The following is a 19110-nucleotide window of genomic DNA, read 5'->3' as shown; positions in this document are numbered from 1 at the left end:
ATAAGGTCAAGGGATTTTACTACTTATTTAGGTTCAGCGCTTAGGCATGGGAAATATTGACTCGGGCGAGATCGATATGTTAAATTGATATTATCTTATTGTTAATAACAAAGTGTTAATAACAAATCGGAGTGTTTTTTTCAATAAAATACATGGGGGTTCTTCTGGTGGACGGTTCAAGAAGTGATGACCAAAAGCATGAGCAAATAAGTGAGCAACAGTTTCTGGCAACCTATAACGTGGGGGATTACGAGCGTCCTTCGGTCACCGTCGATATGCTTGTATTTACGATTCGCAATGAGACACAGTCCAATTATCGTAAACTTGCAGAGCCTGCACTTCAGCTATTGATGATTCGAAGAGGAGGGCATCCCTATCTGGGGCAGTGGGCACTCCCGGGAGGGTTCGTATCCATGGATGAGTCTCTGGAAGAAGCTGCGCGCAGGGAGCTATCCACAGAGACTGGATTAGACAACATCTATTTGGAACAGCTATACACCTGGGGAGATGTCCACCGTGATCCTCGTACACGTGTCATCAGTTGTTCCTACATGGCATTAGTGGATAGCAGTGAGCTAGAGCTGGAAGCTGGTGATGATGCGAGTGAAGCGGACTGGTTCCGGATGGAGCAGCGACTGGTGGAGGAGAAGCGCCATATCCACGAGCATGGGCGAATAACCGAGCGACGGATTCAGTTGATTTTGACGAATGGAACTGAGGAGTTATCGGCTGTGATCGAAACCAAGGAATTGATAGAAGGGCGAGTACGGAGCAATAGCATACGGGTGGTGGAAGTGCAGGGGATTGCCTTTGATCATGCCAAGATTATTTTGTATGCCCTGGAGCGTCTTCGCTCGAAGGTGGAGTATACAGACATTGCATTTAATCTCATGCCCGACACGTTCACACTGACAGCACTGCAGAAAGTATACGAAATTATCGGTGGCAAAAAGCTGCTGGCGGCTGCTTTTCGCCGTAAGATCGCGGACTGGGTCGTAGAGACGGGGGAATATGCAGGCAGTGCAGGACATCGCCCATCCCGCTTATATCGGCTGAATCCTGATCGGCCTGCAACGTAAGTAGGCGGATTTAAGTGGACTATTATAAATAAAGAAAGGAGGAGATTACATTGGAGAAGTTTACATTTTTTTGGCGCACAGCATCGCCGTTCTCCCAGTGGCATCCCGCAGATTTTGTAGTGAACGGTGTACCTTATACCAGCGCGGAGCAATACATGATGCACCAGAAAGCACTATTGTTCGGAGATCAGGCTATTGCAGATAAAATACTGAAATCAAGCTCCGCATCTGTGCAAAAAAAACTGGGCAGACAGGTTGCTAACTTCAACCAGACGGTCTGGGAAGCGGAGTGCAAGCGCATCGTTTATGAGGGAAATGAAGCGAAATTCACGCAGAATGACGTTCTACTGGAAGCATTGCTGGCTACTCGTGGCACAACCCTTGTAGAAGCAAGTCCAGATGACCGAATCTGGGGAGTAGGCTTAGCGGAAGAAGACCCACGAATTCAAAATCGAAGAACGTGGAGAGGAACGAACTGGTTAGGCGAGATTCTTACCCAGTTGAGAGAGAACATAGAAAGTGGAAGTGATACACATGAGTGAACATAAACAGAATCAGAGTACCAGCAGCCAAACGACTCGTAGCCAGCATAGTCATAACAGAACGGCTCATAACCAACCGACGAACCGAACAGCTAATAACAAAACAACAAATCAACGTGCAAGCAGATCGCGGATTGCCCATGAAACGTTAGCTATTCTGGAACAGGGAAGCTATGTCAATTCATATGATCGGAATGTATGGATCGATGAGGAGAAGCAATATGCCATCCAGCATTCAGTATTATACCGACCAGCGGAGCTTCAATCGCTTAAGGATCCGCTGAAACAGTCGGCTCTATCAGCTAAACCATCCAGCACTATCATCGAAGTTACGGGAGAAACTACACTTGCGGCTGCTGCGCGTCTTGTGACCGATGAGCAGTTGAAGGATGTTGTCTGCCTGAACTTTGCTTCAGCCAAAAACCCCGGCGGTGGGTTCCTTGGAGGGAGTCAAGCTCAGGAGGAAAGTCTGGCGCGTGCAACAGGGCTGTACCCATGCATTGCGCAGATGACAGAGATGTACGAACATAATCGGAAGCTGCGAACCTGTCTATACTCGGATCATATGATCTACTCGCCTGCGGTTCCAGTGATTCGTGATGATCAAGATCGATTGTTGGATAAGCCGTATTGTACAGCTTTTATTACAGCTCCAGCCGTCAATGCGGGTGTTGTGAGAGCCCGAGAAGAAGCTGATGATCAAGTGATCGAGTCGGTCATGAAGCAACGGATTCGGTACATTTTGGACGTAGCGGTTGCACGTGGACATCGAACGATTGTACTGGGGGCATTTGGATGTGGCGTATTTCGGAATGATCCGGTGCAGGTCGCGAAGTTTTTCCATGATGTATTGGTACAAGAACATTATCGAGAGGCATTCGAACGTGTCGTATTTGCTGTCTTTGATCGAACCAAAGGGCAGTCCACGTTGGACGCATTTCAGCAGCGTTTCGTTGGAGCGTAACTTATAAATTGGGAGGAAGTGAATCCGTATGGAGTTTAGGGAGATACAGCAAGATTTATTCGCTATGGATGAAGACTTTTCGCTAGCACATTGTATTTCAGCCGATGCTCGTATGGGGGCAGGGATTGCGGTTCAGTTTAGACAACGATTCGGACTAGAGGTACTACAGGAGCAAGCGAAGCAAGAACCTCTGGAGATAGGAATATGTTATCCAGTAGGGCGAACTTTGAACTTGGTCACGAAGGCGAAGTTCTCGAATAAGCCGACATATCAGTCCTTTACCCGTGCAGTAGAATCCATGCATAGCGTATGTGTCGCTCAAGGAATTCGCAAGCTAGCCATGCCACAGATTGGTTGTGGACTGGATCGATTGAAATGGGAGAAGGTACGTACCATCATTCAGGATACATTTGCAGAGACGGATATTGAGATTGTAGTGTGTACGTTATGATCATTTTATGATCCGGAATAGGGGACTGAAGTATATCGTTGTTTGGAAGGGAAATGGAAATGATATCTGCCAAAAAATAAAACAAAACAAAAACCTTGCTAACGCAGCGGAGTTCATGTTCTGATTCGAACTTTTTCCATGCCTAGCAGAGGTTTTTTTATTTAGAGTATAGTCTCTTAACGTGAGAATGAAAGCATGTTCTGACGTAGCGGATTCTTTTTGGTAAAATAAAGGAGAGTTAACGTTTCCATTGCATGAAAAAGGTCAATTTTTACCGAATAGAGCATTAGGGAGGCTTTCAAATGACAGGAGTTGCTGGAACAGACAAAGTGAAGTGGGGCATTATGGGTACGGGCTGGATCGCATCGCAATTTGCGAAGGATCTGAATCATGCGGGCAATGCTGTGAAAGCGGCAGTGGGTTCTCGGACGCAGGAAAGCGCAGATTCGTTTGCGGCGGAATATGGGTTTGAACGCAGCTATGGCACCTACCAAGAGATGCTGCAAGATCCGGAGCTGGATATCATTTATGTCGCTACACCGCATCCATTCCATAAGGAGAATGTGCTTGCATGTCTGGAAGCGGGGAAAGCCGTGCTGTGCGAGAAGCCTTTTACAATGAATGGCCGTCAGCTAGAGCAACTTGTTGAGACAGCGCGTGAGAACAAGCTTTTCTTAATGGAAGGCATGTGGACACGTTTTCTACCACCGATTGTGCAAGCCAAACAGTGGATTGCGGAGGGGCGAATCGGTGATGTACGTCTGGTAAAAGCAGACTTCGGATTCCGTATTGGCTGGGAGCCAGAGGGCAGATTGCTGAATCCAGAACTGGGCGGTGGAGCACTGCTTGATGCAGGAGTGTATCCTATTTCATTCGCTTCCATGATCTTTGGCGAGCAGCCACAGCATGTGTGGAGTACCGCGAACATTGGAGAGACCGGCGTTGATGAACAATTTTCTGTATTGTTGTCGTATTCCGAGGGACGTTCAGCCTCACTGCATGGAGCTATTCGTTTGAACCTAAGCAATGAAGCAGTCATTTATGGTACAGAAGGATACATCCGGTTACCGTTCTTCCTCGCAGGGAAGGAAGCATATCTGCATGTGAATGGACAAGATGAGCCTGAGAAGTTCACCGATGAGCGTACAAGCATTGGCTATGCATTCGAGGCAGAAGAAGCGGGACGTTGCATCTTGGAAGGCAAAACAGAAAGTCCAACCATACCGCTGGACGAGTCACTGGAAATTATGAAACTGATGGATACGATTCGTGCGCAGTGGGGACTGCGTTATAAGTTTGAATAATCGTTGATGTTGAGCAAACCGAAAACGTTTCGAACCAGATATATAGCTTACAACGAGTAGGAGTGAAGGAATCATGCTGAAAATTTTAATTTCTGGATTTGAACCTTTTGGTGGCGATGCAGTGAATCCCACGTCTGAACTAATGGAAGCTCTTACACAGGAAAAGGTGGAGGGTGCAGAGCTGAAGACGGTGCTGCTGCCTGTACACTTTGACGAATGTGCTGATCTTCTGATTGCAGAGATGCAGGCGTATAAGCCGGATGTGGTCATCGCTTGTGGTCTGGCAAAAGGCAGAACAGCTATTACACCAGAACGCATTGCTGTAAACGTTAAGGATATTCCGCCAAGCTCTTACGCTGATAATCAGGGACAGCGCCCTGTGGACGAGCCAATTCGTGAAGGCAGCCCAGATGGGTTGATTTCTACCCTGCCGATACGTTCTATGGTGAATGACCTAACCGCAGCTGGTATCCCGGCAGCCGTGTCCAATACAGCCGGGACTTACATTTGTAACAACACGATGTATCGTGTGCTGGATTGGATTCGTATGGAAGAGCTGCCGATCCGTGCAGGATTCGTCCATTTCCCTGCTTCAACGGAGATGGCTGTGCTGCAACCTGCTGTGCCTTCTTTGCCGATAGGAATGATGTTGGAGGGGGTGCGGGTGATGATCCGTACCGTGGTGCACACTGCAAAAGGATAGTGAGTCTTAGTTGAATTTATCCTGATTGAAGCAACTAAAGTTGTGTATGAACGCGGATTCGTATAACAAATAAAAGGTTCCCACTTTCACGCTTGACGTGAGAGTTGGGAACCTTTTTGCTGAGTGGGTACAGGATGTTCTGTACACAGTCAAATAAATTTAATTCATGATCAACTTCAGTTAGCTTGGAGACATTCTCTAGATCCGCAGTAGACTTAGGTCGAATTCAGGTACAAGCCCTTCCTTCATCGCTCTTCCCAGCAGTGCAGTTATTGCACCGTAACCATCATCGCCAAGGTTGGCACTGAACTCATTCACATACAGATCAATATGCTGTGCGGCTACATCAGGGTCCATTTCTTGAGCGTGTTCCATCACATAGGCTCTGGATTCATCCGGGTGTGCCCAGGCGTATTCCACTGAGGCGCGAGCCCATTCAGCCAGTGCTTGAGCGTCCAGATCACGGCGAGCGATGATTGCTCCAAGTGGAATAGGCAGACCTGTATCTTCTTCCCACCAATTGCCGAGATCGGTCATCAGTTTGAGGTCATAGTTTTGATAAGTGAAGCGCGCTTCATGAATGACCAATCCTGCATCAATGAGGCCATCGCGTACAGCAGGCATAATCTGCTCAAATGGCATCACAACGATCTCACCGACACCATCAGGAACGTTCTGTGCAGCCCAGAGTCGGAATAACATATAGGCGGTTGAGCGTTCGCTAGGTACAGCAACTCGTCGTCCTGAGAGATATGCGGGATCTGTGGTGCCACTCGCCGTTAATACAAGCGGGCCACAACCTCTGCCGAGCGCACCGCCCGCAGGCAGCAACGCATACTTATCCAGCACATAGGGCAAAGCTGCATAGGAAATTTTCATTACATCCGGGATCTCCGGGCCAATTGGGCTCGCAGCGAGACCATTGGTAATGTCGATATCCGCGTAGCGAACATCCAACTCAGGTGCTCCTGGAATTAGACCATGCACCCATGCGTGAAAGATAAACGTGTCATTGGGACACGGGGAAAATGCAATTTTCATGATGTAAGTACCTCCCGTAAAATGGAACTTGCCGCCTGGAGCGCATCTAGGGCATCCTTGATGCGCCAAGCAACGCGGTCGCGTGGACCGACCGCGTTAGATATGCCACGCAGTTCGAGTGCAGGCACACCGAACTGCTGGGCAGCCGTTGCTACGCCGAAGCCTTCCATACCTTCGGCGGCGGCATCCGGCACGCGGCGCAATAGCTCCGCGGCCGTCTCGGCTGTTCCGGTCGCCGTGGACACGGTGACCGCAGTGCCTCCGCTGACAGCGTGCCCAGCTCGCTTCAGCGCATCACGCAGGCGGACGGCAAGCGCTGCGTCCGCCGCAACCCGGGACGAGCCGAATCCGAGCTCGTCCACAGAGAGGAAGCCGTCTGGCGCTTGCGAGCCCAGATCGGCAGCAACCATGGCGTCGGCTACCACGAGGGAGCCGACGTCCGCCACGCCGGGGAAGCCGCCGCCGATGCCGGCACTGACCACCAGCGTGTACGCTGAGGTCAGGCCGGTCCCGGCAAGCAGCCCCGGCGATGTTGATGCGGCAGATGCCTGCGCCGCATCGGGTTGCTCTGGTGCGGTGGCACCTTGCGCCAGAGCAGGGTCTACGGCAGCCGCAGCCTGTGGCGGCGCCGTAGCAAGATCAGGCGCCTTAGCGGCCGGCGCCTTCAAACGGCTTGCAGACGCGGCCGCTAAGGCGAGCGCTGCAGCCGTTCCTGTCGCTGCGGAGGCTGGGCCGACACCCGCAGCGATCACGTCAAACATGTCCGCGGCCTTGTCACCCAGTCCGCGAAGAATAGCTTCTTTCTCCGCATCCACGGCAGTGACAATTAATACACGTGGAACTCGAGATGCAGTGGGAACATCCATATGTTCTGTATCGTTTAAAGCTGAATTATGCTCAGTCATTCAAGTCTTCTCCCTTGTGAAGTGCTGAATATGTCATATGTCTATCTTAACGGAAGGGTGAAGGGCAGGACAAGCTTAGAGTATCTACTCCCGTCGTAACGAAGAATCATTTGAGAATACATTCAATATGTCACTACATCCATATTATCGTATCTTGATTAGGATAATATGTCAAAAAGGTGTTGACAAGGTGTATTAACTGTATTAATAATGATAGTACAGTTGATACACCCTATTATGGTTACATCACATTACATACAGTCAGCGGTCATCAACTTCAAGGCAATGTAGTCCACTGTCCTCGGAGTGGCAAGTGTGATGCTCATTCGTTTTTTTTTCAGAGGGGAACTTATTAAGTTGGACTTATTATTCTGTTAGAAAGGAGGTGCGGGATGTTCGAATTGGATGTGCGCAGCCGTAAGGCGATCTATGAACAACTAGTAGACAAAATCAAAGAAATGATCGTATACGGTGTTCTCCAACCAGATGAGCAGCTTCCTTCCGTTCGCACCCTGTCCGCACAACTGACGGTGAATCCCAACACCATTCAGAAGGCATACAGGGAATTGGAACGTGAAGGTTACATCTACTCATTACAGGGAAAAGGGAGCTTCGTATCATCGTCCGTGGAACATCCGAATGCAGCCATGAGAGATGAGATTAGAGCAGCTCTGGTGAAGCTGATTGCAGAGGCTTCGTATTCGGGCTTAACCAAAGCCGACATGACGATTCTATTTCAGGAAGCGATGGCCCGTATAGAAAAGGGGGAGCCGAATGATTGAGCTGAAGCAGGTCGTCAAAACATTTCAACAGGAAAAAGCAGTTGATGGCGTCACGATGCAGGTACATAAAGGATCGATCTATGGGTTGCTCGGCTCCAACGGAGCAGGCAAAACGTCGTTGCTCAAAATGATTGCAGGCATTTATCGCCAGGATAGTGGCACGGTTCGCATTGACGGAACTGAAATCGTGGAGAATTTAGACTTGAAGGGTCGTACCATTTTTATGGCAGATGCTCCTTATTTTTTCCCGCAGTCGTCCATTCATCAAATGGCGAATTTCTATCGATCTGTATATCCACGATGGAACGAGGAACGATTCGTGCAACTGGGCAACGTATTTAAGCTCGATATGAAACGCAAGCTTCATCGTATGTCCAAAGGCATGCGCCGTCAGGCAGCTGTATGGCTGGGCTTGAGCTGTATGCCTGAAGTGTTGCTGATGGATGAGCCGATTGATGGCCTCGATCCCGTCATGAGACAACAGATCAAAAACCTGCTGTTTCAAGAGGCGGCAGATCGTCAGGTGACGATTATCATTTCCTCCCATAATCTGCGGGAGATTGAGGATCTGTGTGACCACGTAGCTATTATGCATAAGGGTCGAATTATTGTAGAGAAAGATCTAGATGATCTGAAGGCAGATACACATAAAATTCAAGTTGCGTTTCGTCATCCTGATCATGCCCAAGCGATAGAGGAACATATCGACATTCTGCATGAGGAGAAGCGGGGCAGTGTATCGCTATTCATCGTCAAAGGCAATCGTGAGACGGTGACACAGCGGTTTCAGTCACAAGATCCTTATCTGCTGGACGTACTACCACTGACGCTGGAAGAGATATTTATCTATGAAATGGAGGACGCAGGGTATGACATTCAGCCGATTATACTTTAACCGAGGCATCCTGTTCCAAAATTTCAGGCAGCATGGGTGGCTAGGCATTTTGTTTCTGATTGTATTGTTATTCTCCCTCCCACTGCCAATCGGTACGGAGTATCGGGAAGACCCTTACGAGATCACAAGTTTGTTTCAGACGAATGGGCAGATGCATCTCTTGCTTGCGCTCGCATTTCCAGTTGCAATAGGGCTCTTTCTATTCCGTTATATGCAATCTGGAGCATCCTCGGATGTATATCATAGTTTGCCGCTTAAACGTAAACATCTATTAACTGCTCATTTGTTCACCGGATTTATGTTAATTCTCATTCCGATCTGGCTTACAACTGCAATTACTGGTTGGGTATGGGGCGCACTAGACGAACCGGCCTATATCTTCACAGGTGATGCGATCTGGATGTGGGGACTCAGCATGAGTATCTATTCGATGTTTATGTTCATGTTGACCGTTGCTGTCGGCATGTGCATAGGACAATCGATCCTGCAAGGACTCACGGTGTATGCACTCATTTTGCTACCTATGGTGTTCTGGGGAGGATACGAGCTTCACTTGCAACAGCATCTATTAGGATTTCCTTATGAGCAAGTGGGAGCTGTTCGTACTGATATATCATTGATTACTCGAATGGAATCCATAGGATCAGGCACAACCCTGTGGCCAGAGCTTGTGATATATGCGGTACTTACCGTGGTGTTTATCGCGTTAGCATATGTTATCTATGCGAGAAGAAAAGTTGAGTCAGCTACCGAGGCGGTTACGTTCAGAGTGGTCAAACCGATATTCCGATTTGGATTCATGTTTACCATTGTGTTGATTGGTGGAGCTTACTTCACCAGGATTGCTCCACGAGAGTCTCCAGATTGGGGCATCATCGGTTATGTCGTGGGAGCGATCGTTGGTTATATTGGTGCCGAAATGCTGATTCGCAAGACATGGTTAATCTGGAATGGCAAGCTTCTACCTCAGATGGCGCTGTACGGAATCGTGGTGGGATTGGTATTGTATGTCCCTGTTGCGGACTGGAACGGTTATGCCGCAAGGGTGCCGGCTAAGGAAGATGTTGTGCAAGTTAAGCTTGGTGGAGATGAACGTGTGTATCACAACGGGATCATGGTGAAGGCGGATGACAGTAAGCTTTATTCGAATAATCCGGAATTTATTGATGCTATCCTTGCACTCCATCATAAGATCGTAGATTCTGATCTGGATCTATTAGGCAATTTGAATTATACGCAATGGGATGATAGTGAGTTTATTTTCGTGAACTACGAGCTGGCTAACGGCAAAGTGATGAAACGAAGATATCAGATTCCTCAATCGGAGTTCGCTCAGGAATTATCGGTACTGAGGGAGATGAAAGATTACAAGGCGGTTCAATACAAGACATACAAACTAGATGAAGATGTATTGAGTATTGGTATACGGTCGTACTTAAGTGGAGCGCGTAAAACATACATTAGCAATCCACAGCATATTCGTGATTTTCTAGACCTGTTGAAGCAGGATATTTTGGATCAGACGTATGAAGAACAGACGGCACCATGGGAGTCATGGGCTAATGCCCAGATTAATCAGGAGTCGGAACTTGATCCTAATTTTCCACGAACGATGTGGAATTATGAAATCAAGGCTAGTTATGATCGCGTATTAACATGGTTGAAGCAGCAAGAGTTGTATGATCAGCTGAATGTATCAGCAGACGATATTGTATCAGCACAGTTCGTGAAACAGGAGTTCGATGGTGAAGGTAATGGAAGAAGCATCTATGCTGACTCAGAGTATATTGATGCGAATCTAGGCGGACATAAACAGGTCGCTACCAAAAATAAAGAAATCATTAGCGATCTCCTCACACGTCAACGAACCGGTTTTTTTGCCAAGGAAGCAGTTACCGTTTATCAGATCAAGCTCAACACGGTAAGTGGCGAGAACATCTATATGATGCTGAAAGAGGAAGATCTGACTGAAGCGATGCAAGCCATGCTCGCTGATCTGTAGACAGTGACGGGGATGTGAAGGGGAAGGGTTCTCCCCAAGGCTAGTGCTTTGCGTTCAATCTGACTTGACCAGACAGAAATGATGGAATATATTAGAAAAAGGGTTGGGTTCGAGAATGAATGGTATCATTCATCCGAACCCAGAGAACGGCTGATGTGGGAAGCACCCGCAGGAATAGGCATATTGCCTATCTTGCGGGTGCTTTTTTGTCGTTTCAGCCGTTTCATACCAGGCATATATTGGTTGAACGTCACACTTTTTCATTCAACTGATATAGCCAAGATCACATCGAAAGGAGTTCATATGTGATGATGCATAGTTTCAAGTCAGAGAGAACGAAGGGGGAGAAGGCAGTGCATGAAGAATGGCAAGAACCGAGGTCAAGGCTGAAGAGGGAAATTAGATACGAATCAAGACAAGAATCAAAGGGAGAACTAAAGCAAGAACTAAAGCGCGAAGCTGGGTACGAAACCAGGCAAATACTTAAGAGCAAAGCTAGGCACGGAGTAAATCAAGGGGTAAATCATGGAGTAAGTTATGAAGCGATGGACAAGGTGTTTGGCAAAAAGATGGACAAGCTCCCAAAGGGAGAGATCGCTAACATGAGCATAGTTGGTCGTCCACAGACAAAAAGCATACCTTCCCTGCGTTTATTGATCCCACTAATTATTTTCTTTAGCTTATTATCGAACCTCATCTTGCCTGCAACAATTGAGGCGGCAGGGATTGAGCTAGGGGTCACTGCACAGAAGGCCTGGAACAATGTATTAAATAAAGCAGATCGCCAGACCAAAGCGTCATTACAGCGAGGATTTGAAAACGTGGGGAGCTTGGAAGGGCAGGGGAAATCGTGGGAGCAGAAAACGAAAGCACTCCATACAGCGAACATGGCAGAGCTCAAACGGCTGCAGGCGAGCATCAGGCAGACTGATGAGAAGAAGATATCGTCGTTAACGCAGTCTTTAGAACGTGCCCAAGCTCGATACGAGCCGTTATTTGCCCTTTACACCGCGGTGAATAAACAGCTGGATGCAGCCCGAGCGACGAAGAACAAGGAATGGACAGCGGTTGTTCGTGCCCAAGCAGATACATTGAAGCCAGCTGTGCAACTGGCTAGGGAAGAGATCCGAATGAAGAGAAGTGAGCTTGCTGAAGCGCGTAAACGGAAAAATACAGAAATTAAACGTTTGCGTGGTTTGTTATCAGGTGCGGATTCGGTTAAGAAACAAATTCAAACAGCCAAAAAACAAGTTTCGTTAACGAAAGAACGTTACTCCAATGCCCTAAAACAATTTAAACAGAGTCTCAAGCAAGCTCAACCTACACGTGTACTAAGTTCGCTGAATCAACTAGTTTCGGCCACAGAGAAGTGGACAAGTACGAAACAGCATGTGTACACGTTGGAGCAGAAAGTCAGCAACCACTACATTAAAGTTAATCAAGAATTGGCGAAGAGGAAGTAGGGTGAAAATCAAAAGTAAGAGGGATAGGAGAAGAAGAAAAAGGAATAGGTAGCGCCAATGGCGACGGGAAGAGCCATGCAGAGTAGAACTCAAGTAGAGCTTAAGTGGCACCATCAGGTGGAGTTGAGATGAAATTCAAATAGCCATCTTCTTCTCCACAAGCATGCAGAGAGAGGATGGCTATAATTAATATTTATATAGTTGGTATCCCGTTATATTTATCGACGAATAAGCATGAATTTTCATCACTAACATTATCGATGTGATCCTCAATTGATTAACATCAATGAATTAAGATGCAAGCTATGAACTTATACGGATGCTTGGCTAAGTGAATTGACCCAAGCCGTTAATCTGCGCATCGCTTCTTCAACCGTAGCGCGTGGACATGCAACGTTCATTCGCATAAATCCAGTACCTTCCGTACCGAAGAAAATACCATCGTTAAGGGCAATCTTCGCTTCGTTCAGTAGAGCACTGCTTAGCTCTTCTTGCGTCATGTTCAGTTTACTGAAATCAAGCCATAACAGATACGTTGCGTCTGGCAAATATACTCCAAGTTGAGGGAGATGCTCTGCCGCATATTGCTGTACATATTCCATATTTCCGCGGACATATGCGAGACAATCATCCAACCAGTCTGCACCACCTCTGTATGCTGCTTCGGCAGCTGTAGCGCCTAACGTGCTGATGCTGGAGAGTCCCATAATTTTGACTCCCTGCATAAATGATTCTCTCAGCTTGGCATTTGGAATAATGATATTGGATGTGCAGAGCCCCGGAATATTGAAAGTTTTGCTTGGTGCCGTGCAGATGATACTTTGCTGGGCAATTGCGTCCGAGATCATAGATAATGGTGTGTGTGCGCCTGGCTGATGTACTAGGTCGGCATGTATCTCATCGGAAACGATCAGTACATCATATCTAACACATAGTGCAGCCAGCTCTTCCAACTCATGGTGACTCCATACCGTTCCTAATGGATTATGGGGGCTGCATAGAATTAGCATTTTGACCCGACCTGTCTGGAAGCAGGATTCGAGATGTTCTAGATCCATCGTATAGTGACCATTCGTACCTTTGAGTGGATTAGTCATGAGCTCTCGGCCTTGTCCACGTACGACTTCATAGAAAGGAGCATATACCGGCGTTTGAATAACGACTGCATCACCTGGTGCGGTGAATCGTTGTACCGCAATGCTTAACGCTGGCACGATGCCGGGGGTGAACACAATCCATTCCTTCTGGATGCTCCAGTTGTGTCTGCGCTCCATCCATCCGATCACGGCCTCATGATATGAATCCGTACGTACGGTATAACCGAAGACACCATGTTCCACACGGGATTGCAGTGCCTGAATAACCGATGGCGGGGCAGTAAAATCCATATCCGCTACCCACATCGGCAGTGCTTCCGTAACACCGAAAACCTCCTCTAGTGCGTCCCACTTTTCCGACCCTGTGTCCAGGCGATGAATTGATTCATCAAAGCTATATTTTTTCATTACATGTTCCCCCTTTAAGTTCCGTTCAGTTCGACCACATTCGACAGACTATTATCTAATAAAATTAGTATTTCTGCAACTTGAACCCATACTTCTGTTAGTAGGTCAACATAGTAGGACATTAGCGTTACTTCGCGCAAGAAAGACACACAGTGTAATTAGTATGACCATGGGTATAGTTGCTAATTCGGGACTTTTATCATGGTACATGTTTGTCTAACGAGGGGAGTATATATTGTTAGAAAAGACTATTTTAGTACTCCCGGAGACCTGTTTTAGTGATAATTGAGTTCAAAAGCTGTCATCAGGTGGTATTATGATTCCATTCTTGGGTTTAACAACGTATTGGCATCAATCAACGCTATGTAATTGGTAATGGCATCAACATACTCATTGAGGAGGTTTCACAGGATGAAAAGTAAAAAATGGATCGTTACAGCAGGGGTACTTGGCATGGTGCTAACTGGTTCAGCGGGAGTATATGCAGGTACTCAATTAGAAACGATCAAAGCATACCTGAACCATGGCTTGGCCATTGAGGTGAATGGACAGAAGTTTACACCGACAGGAGAGCAGGGAAAGAAGCTGGCTCCAATTACTTATCAAGGCAGTACATACCTACCGGTACGCTCTGTAGCAGAGGCATTGAACACAGAAGTTAAGTATGATTCACAGAACAACAAAGTAAGTATTGGTTCAACTAGTTCATCTGGTGCGCCAACAACAGGAAACAGCGGAACAACAGCTCCGTCTACAGGGGCAAATACACAGGCTCAAGGTGTGAAATCCAAATATCTGCCGGCCGATTTCCCATTGCCTAAAGATGCGAAGACCATCTCCCTTGTGGAAAATGTGATGGATGGCAAGAAGAAGGTCAGTCTGACCTATAGCACAAAAGAGACACTAACTGTCCTTGGAGCATCATATCGGGACTACTATCAGAACCAAAATCTTACGCAGAACGTTCAAGACTTAGATGCTGATGACTTCAGCATCGTAGGACGTGCGGATGGGAAATTTGCTGTATCGATCTCAGGATCACCCTCCGACATTAACGAGGGGGACAACGAGGTCACGGTAGTGTGGGGAGAAGAGTAAAGATAAATAGAGAATCGTTGGGAACGGCATGGGTTGGAAGCAGATAGCTAGATGGGATGTGTCCAAAGAACATTAGAGTAGGCTTAGACTTTAGCTTGGATTAAGTTAAGGTGACGTTTGAAACGGAGCAACTAAAGTATATTCCATAAACGAGCCTTCCTCCCAACGCCGCCGTTCTTAACGAATCTGAGAGAGCTTATTCGGCCGTATCACGGCGAATGGAAATGGTAACGAACCTGAGAAACGCTATACTACCGAATACGACGGAATAGATCTAATTCTCACGCGTAAAAGGTGTATTAGCGTGTCCACAATTCGTTACAATTCCCAGAGTGGTATTTTTAAGCTAAATAAGGTCTACTGAGTTCGTTAGAGGATGTTTAATAGGGAACAGCGCCTGCATTCTTTAGTTCTGTTATCCCGGACTGGTGAATACTGCCGACATCAAAAAACCACGTAGAGGTCATCACACAGATGACTTCACGTGGTTTTTGGCGAGGGTATTTTTTTTACAGGTAGCATCACTGGTTGCTCGGTTTCGATCTTACTATTTAGAGGTGCTCATTAAACCAACCCGCAATATGCTCAAGCCGGCGAACTCTCAGGTGTGGGTGTCCTCCTCTGGACAATTCATGATTAGCGCCTGGGAAACGAATGAGACGTGTCGTCTGTCGGCGTCGCTTCAAGGCAATATATAATTGCTCAGCCTGTTCAATAGGGCATCGTAAATCCTGCTCTCCATGCAAAATAAGCAGTGGGGTTGTTACATTGCCTACATAGGCTAGTGGAGAGTGCTTCCATAACTTCTCTGTATCATCCCAAGCGTTGCCGCCAATCTGATCCTCTGTGAAGAAATATCCGATGTCGCTGACGCCGTAGAAAGAGAGCCAGTTGGATATGGAGCGTTGTGTGACGGCGGCCTTGAATCGATCTGTATGCCCAACAATCCAGTTGGTCATGAAGCCACCATAACTGCCACCAGTAACACCTAGGCGAGTCTCATCGATAAAGTCATATTGACCAAGAGCATAATCGACAGCTTCCATCAGATCACGGTAATCCCCGCCACCATAATCTCCGCGGCAGGCATTCACGAATTGTTGCCCATATCCAAGACCCCCACGAGGGTTGAGATACATTACGGCATACCCTTGTGCGGCAAGGATTTGGAATTCATGCATAAATGTAAAGCCATACATCATATGTGGCCCACCATGGATTTCAAGAATCGTTGGGATTTTGACCCCATCGACCACGCCCTGTGGTTTCATGATCCATCCTTGTAGCCGGAGTCCATCCGAAGAGTCAAACCAGAATGTCTCTGGTGAACTAAGTTGGATCTGTTCGGTCAACTTTGGGTTGCTATGTGTCAGTTGAACAGGCTGAGCTTCGATGTCACCCGGCTCACGATAGAGAAAGAGATCTCCCGGATTCAAAACATCAGCCACGGCTGCAACAATCTGTCCATCTGCAAGTTCAGCAAATTGATAGAATTCTTTTTCGGCCGGTAGAATATAGCGTGACTCGCCGCCATCTCTTGCAAATTTGGCAATCCGAACACTGCCCTCGATCGTTACTAAGCAGAGGATTGACGAACCATCACGGCTGAATATTGGCCCCGTAGGGGTTAAATGGGAGCGCATATCTCCAACGAGACTGTGGCTACACTGCACATCCCAATCTGAATTAAGACACTCTAGTTCACCGCCCGTATGGGGGAGTGAATATAATTTGATAAGCGTAGCATTTTGATAGGAACGGTCACTGGCGAGTAGTGCAATGGATTGCCCATCTGGTGCATAGGTAAGACGGTAGAATGAATATCCATCCGGCGTTAGCTGCTCAAGCGCTGTTCCGTCAAGCTTGGCACGATATACATGGTTGGTTAGGCTGTAGTCGTTATGATCTTCGCCTTCTTCTGGCATCTGGGTAATCCACGCGATGCTTGTACCATCCGGAGACCATGCATACTCTCCAACGTCATAGTGCCCTGAGGTAACTTGCGTAGCCTCTCCACTTTCAAGCGGGATATAGAATAGATGATTGCGTCTGCCGTTCCATAATCCACTTTGATCTGATTTCATCCGAATGCGATCCACGATATGCTCTTGTAGTAATTTGTTTTCTGCGGAATCTTCGGTGTCCTTATTGTCCTCAGCTTGCTCATCCACAGAGGATTTAACGAGCAAGGCTTGTCCGTCTGGTGACCAGAGCATCGAACTAACCCCATGCTTGAGATGACTTACGATTCTAGCCTCTCCGCCGTCGGATGCGATGAGCCAAGCTTGGATCTTCCCATCCTGTTCTCGTAAAAAGGCAAGCTGTGATCCATCCGGTGACCAGGTTGGAGAGTGATCCTTTTCCCCGGAAGTAAAGGGACGATCTTGATGGCTTACGAGATCCAAGAGTCTCAGGTGGGATGAATAACCATCTCGGCCGTCATTCGTTTTTCGACTCACATACACCAGTTGTCTGCCTTGAGGAGATGGTGTTGGATCGTTGACCCATGTGATCTGAAACAGGTCTTCCGAAGTCATGCCACGTAAACTATTCATTCTATGTCCTCCCACCCTAATTTGAATGTATTTTCCTAACCTTTCCATTTATATTAACGGAAACAATAGAGTAGGACAACGTCCGTATGCCATTAGCAGCTCGCTTTTTTTCAATTATTCGACAGTATAAAGGAATTGTCTGAATTGTGACGAATTCTACTGTTGAATAGTCACGAAACTGACAAAAAAAAGTCCTAACTTACCGTTTAGACGGACTTAAATACGTTTAATTAACACTGCTAATTATGCCATTTGATATAGATATACGACCTATGAACGAGCAACTATTTTTTTGTCGCAATGAAGGGGGAAGACCACATTGTCCACATTTTATGAACAACAACACGTAGAATACCCGAGCCGTAAACGTCTAGCTTGGCTTACAGCAGGGTCAGCAATATTCATTGCAGCCGGTTTATTTTTAATTCTTAGTGATTCGAAGGAAACTGGTGCTTCTACGATTTCATGTGTGGTTGGTGTTGTTTCTATTTTGTTTTTTGGCTGTTGCCTATGCTACATTCTGATGAAAATGATCAAAAAAGAGCCTTCATTTGTGGTGGATGAGAAGGGATTTGTTGATTCCTCCTCCTATACGTCAGGTGGTTCCATTGCCTGGACAGATGTAGAGAATATTTTTATGTATGAGCTCATGGGACAACCGATGATTGGCATTAAGCTTCGGGATGAGAAGGCCTTTCTGGATCGCCAGATGGGTATCAAACGGAAATTAATGACGGTGAATACAAATATGGTGGATGCCACGATAAGCATAGCGCAGAGTAGTCTCACATTACCGTTAGATCAATTATATGTGATGATGGTGGGACGCTGGAAACGGGCCAATCCGTCCGTTACTAACCAACAACCGCCTGAACAAGTATAGATGACACCACAGTGGAATCTAATGGGAGGTAATTCGAATGAATCAGGATCAGATCGCTCGTACAGTTCAATTGCCGGATGGTACAACCTTGCCTGCAATTGGTCAAGGTACATGGTACATGGGTGAAAAGGATTCGAGCCGTACGAAGGAAGTTAGAGCCTTGCGAGATGGAATTGAACTGGGAATGACTCTTATAGATACCGCAGAGATGTATGCAGAAGGCGGGGCAGAAGAGGTGACAGGTGAAGCGATCGAAGGTTGTCGTGATGATGTATTCCTGGTGTCGAAGGTGTATCCACATCATGCAGACCGGCAGCAAATGATTACAGCTTGCGAGAACAGCCTCCAGCGTCTAGGTACAGATCGGATAGATCTCTATTTGCTGCATTGGCGAGGAAGAGTTCCACTTGAAGAGACCGTCGAAGCTATGGAGCAACTGAAGCAAGCTGGCAAGATTCTGCGCTGGGGTGTATCTAATCTGGATATAGACGATATGCAGGAGTTATGGAACCTACCGGGCGGTAAACATTGTGCAGTGAATCAAGTGTTGTACCATGCTGCATCACGGGGCATAGAATATGATCTATTGCCTTGGTTACGAGAACGGCATGTTCCTGTGATGGCGTATTGTCCCCTTGCACAAGGGGGCAGACTGCGTAAAGAATTACTCGAACATCCAGTCATCCAAGAGATTGCGGAAGCACGGAATGTGACGACTTCCCAGATTGCATTATCTTGGGTCATCCGTGAAGGGGATGTTATTGCGATACCCAAAGCAGTCCAACTAGAACATGTGGCAGATAATGCGGCCGCAATGAATCTTGTGTTGACCCCAGAAGAAGAGGCGCGGCTGAATGAGGTGTTCCCTGCACCACAACGGAAAGTTCCTTTGGACATTGTATAATGTGGTGTTTGTTACACTGAGTCTGAGATAGCTG

At 47.1% G+C, this 19110-nt stretch carries 18 protein-coding genes; 14 read left to right on the top strand and 4 right to left on the bottom strand.

What is annotated here, in order from left to right; all coding sequences use genetic code 11:
- Nucleotides 1-167 precede the first annotated feature (167 nt).
- The 6 genes from MH215_RS11925 to MH215_RS11900 all read left to right on the top strand — a co-directional run bounded on the left by MH215_RS11925 (nucleotide 168) and on the right by MH215_RS11900 (nucleotide 5043).
- On the top strand, nucleotides 168-1079 hold the full coding sequence (locus MH215_RS11925) for an NUDIX hydrolase (protein ID WP_239290409.1): 912 nt from the start codon (nucleotides 168-170) through the stop codon (nucleotides 1077-1079).
- Nucleotides 1080-1129: 50 nt separating this feature from the next.
- Nucleotides 1130-1621, top strand: coding sequence for an NADAR family protein (locus tag MH215_RS11920; RefSeq protein ID WP_239290407.1), 492 nt, complete (start codon nucleotides 1130-1132; stop codon nucleotides 1619-1621).
- Nucleotides 1614-2585, top strand: a complete 972-nt coding sequence (locus MH215_RS11915) for a TIGR02452 family protein (RefSeq protein ID WP_239290405.1) — start codon at nucleotides 1614-1616, stop codon at nucleotides 2583-2585. Before MH215_RS11920 ends, MH215_RS11915 begins: the two co-directional genes overlap by 8 nt.
- A 28-nt stretch (nucleotides 2586-2613) precedes the next feature.
- Nucleotides 2614-3036, top strand: coding sequence for a macro domain-containing protein (locus tag MH215_RS11910; RefSeq protein ID WP_239290403.1), 423 nt, complete (start codon nucleotides 2614-2616; stop codon nucleotides 3034-3036).
- A gap of 302 nt (nucleotides 3037-3338) precedes the next feature.
- The gene (locus tag MH215_RS11905; protein ID WP_056694491.1) at nucleotides 3339-4340 is read left to right on the top strand and encodes a Gfo/Idh/MocA family protein; all 1002 of its coding nucleotides are present in this window, start codon (nucleotides 3339-3341) and stop codon (nucleotides 4338-4340) included.
- Nucleotides 4341-4413: 73 nt separating this feature from the next.
- Nucleotides 4414-5043: a pyroglutamyl-peptidase I gene (locus MH215_RS11900; protein ID WP_239290401.1), complete on the top strand. Its 630-nt coding sequence runs from the start codon at nucleotides 4414-4416 to the stop codon at nucleotides 5041-5043.
- Between the two features lie 198 nt (nucleotides 5044-5241).
- Here the strand turns inward: MH215_RS11900 and MH215_RS11895 are convergent, their stop codons facing one another.
- Nucleotides 5242-6084: a 1,4-dihydroxy-6-naphtoate synthase gene (locus tag MH215_RS11895; protein WP_239290399.1), complete on the bottom strand. Its 843-nt coding sequence runs from the start codon at nucleotides 6082-6084 to the stop codon at nucleotides 5242-5244.
- A complete protein-coding gene (locus MH215_RS11890; RefSeq protein WP_239290823.1) occupies nucleotides 6081-6752 on the bottom strand; it encodes a futalosine hydrolase in 672 nt (223 codons plus the stop codon). Before MH215_RS11890 ends, MH215_RS11895 begins: the two co-directional genes overlap by 4 nt.
- Between MH215_RS11890 and MH215_RS29220 the strand changes: the two genes are divergently transcribed.
- From MH215_RS29220 to MH215_RS11865, 5 genes are all read left to right on the top strand, one after another.
- Complete coding sequence (locus MH215_RS29220) at nucleotides 6661-7017, top strand: hypothetical protein (protein WP_239290844.1); 357 nt, start codon at nucleotides 6661-6663, stop codon at nucleotides 7015-7017. The two genes, MH215_RS11890 and MH215_RS29220, sit on opposite strands and share 92 nt — an antisense overlap.
- 364 nt (nucleotides 7018-7381) lie before the next feature.
- A complete protein-coding gene (locus MH215_RS11880; RefSeq protein WP_056694484.1) occupies nucleotides 7382-7771 on the top strand; it encodes a GntR family transcriptional regulator in 390 nt (129 codons plus the stop codon).
- Nucleotides 7764-8666 (top strand): ABC transporter ATP-binding protein, encoded by a 903-nt coding sequence (locus tag MH215_RS11875; protein WP_128100568.1) that lies wholly within the window; start codon nucleotides 7764-7766, stop codon nucleotides 8664-8666. Before MH215_RS11880 ends, MH215_RS11875 begins: the two co-directional genes overlap by 8 nt.
- A complete protein-coding gene (locus tag MH215_RS11870) occupies nucleotides 8641-10668 on the top strand; it encodes a cation-translocating P-type ATPase (protein WP_239290397.1) in 2028 nt (675 codons plus the stop codon). The genes MH215_RS11875 and MH215_RS11870 overlap by 26 nt, the downstream gene beginning before the upstream one ends.
- Nucleotides 10669-11270: 602 nt before the next feature.
- Nucleotides 11271-12131 carry a hypothetical protein gene (locus MH215_RS11865; RefSeq protein ID WP_239290395.1) on the top strand — a complete coding sequence of 287 codons (861 nt, stop codon included), beginning with the start codon at nucleotides 11271-11273 and terminating at the stop codon, nucleotides 12129-12131.
- Between the two features lie 311 nt (nucleotides 12132-12442).
- On the opposite strand, the gene MH215_RS11860 is transcribed toward MH215_RS11865, so the two are convergent.
- Nucleotides 12443-13636, bottom strand: a complete 1194-nt coding sequence (locus MH215_RS11860; RefSeq protein ID WP_239290393.1) for a MalY/PatB family protein — start codon at nucleotides 13634-13636, stop codon at nucleotides 12443-12445.
- A gap of 411 nt (nucleotides 13637-14047) precedes the next feature.
- On the opposite strand from MH215_RS11860, the gene MH215_RS11855 reads away from it, so the two are divergent.
- A complete protein-coding gene (locus MH215_RS11855; protein ID WP_239290391.1) occupies nucleotides 14048-14734 on the top strand; it encodes a stalk domain-containing protein in 687 nt (228 codons plus the stop codon).
- Between the two features lie 551 nt (nucleotides 14735-15285).
- On the opposite strand, the gene MH215_RS11850 is transcribed toward MH215_RS11855, so the two are convergent.
- The gene (locus MH215_RS11850; protein WP_239290390.1) at nucleotides 15286-17289 is read right to left on the bottom strand and encodes a S9 family peptidase; all 2004 of its coding nucleotides are present in this window, start codon (nucleotides 17287-17289) and stop codon (nucleotides 15286-15288) included.
- A 319-nt stretch (nucleotides 17290-17608) separates the two neighbouring features.
- On the opposite strand from MH215_RS11850, the gene MH215_RS11845 reads away from it, so the two are divergent.
- Nucleotides 17609-18172, top strand: a complete 564-nt coding sequence (locus MH215_RS11845; RefSeq protein ID WP_239290388.1) for an STM3941 family protein — start codon at nucleotides 17609-17611, stop codon at nucleotides 18170-18172.
- A 37-nt stretch (nucleotides 18173-18209) separates the two neighbouring features.
- Entirely contained in the window at nucleotides 18210-19076 is an 867-nt protein-coding gene (locus tag MH215_RS11840) for an aldo/keto reductase (protein ID WP_239290386.1), read from the top strand.
- Nucleotides 19077-19110: the final 34 nt, after the last annotated feature.

Source organism: Paenibacillus sp. ACRSA (assembly GCF_022346845.1).
In the GTDB taxonomy this organism is placed as follows: domain Bacteria; phylum Bacillota; class Bacilli; order Paenibacillales; family Paenibacillaceae; genus Paenibacillus.
The sequence above is the reverse complement of the archived record's forward strand: the minus strand, read 5'-3'. Positions and strand labels throughout refer to the sequence as shown.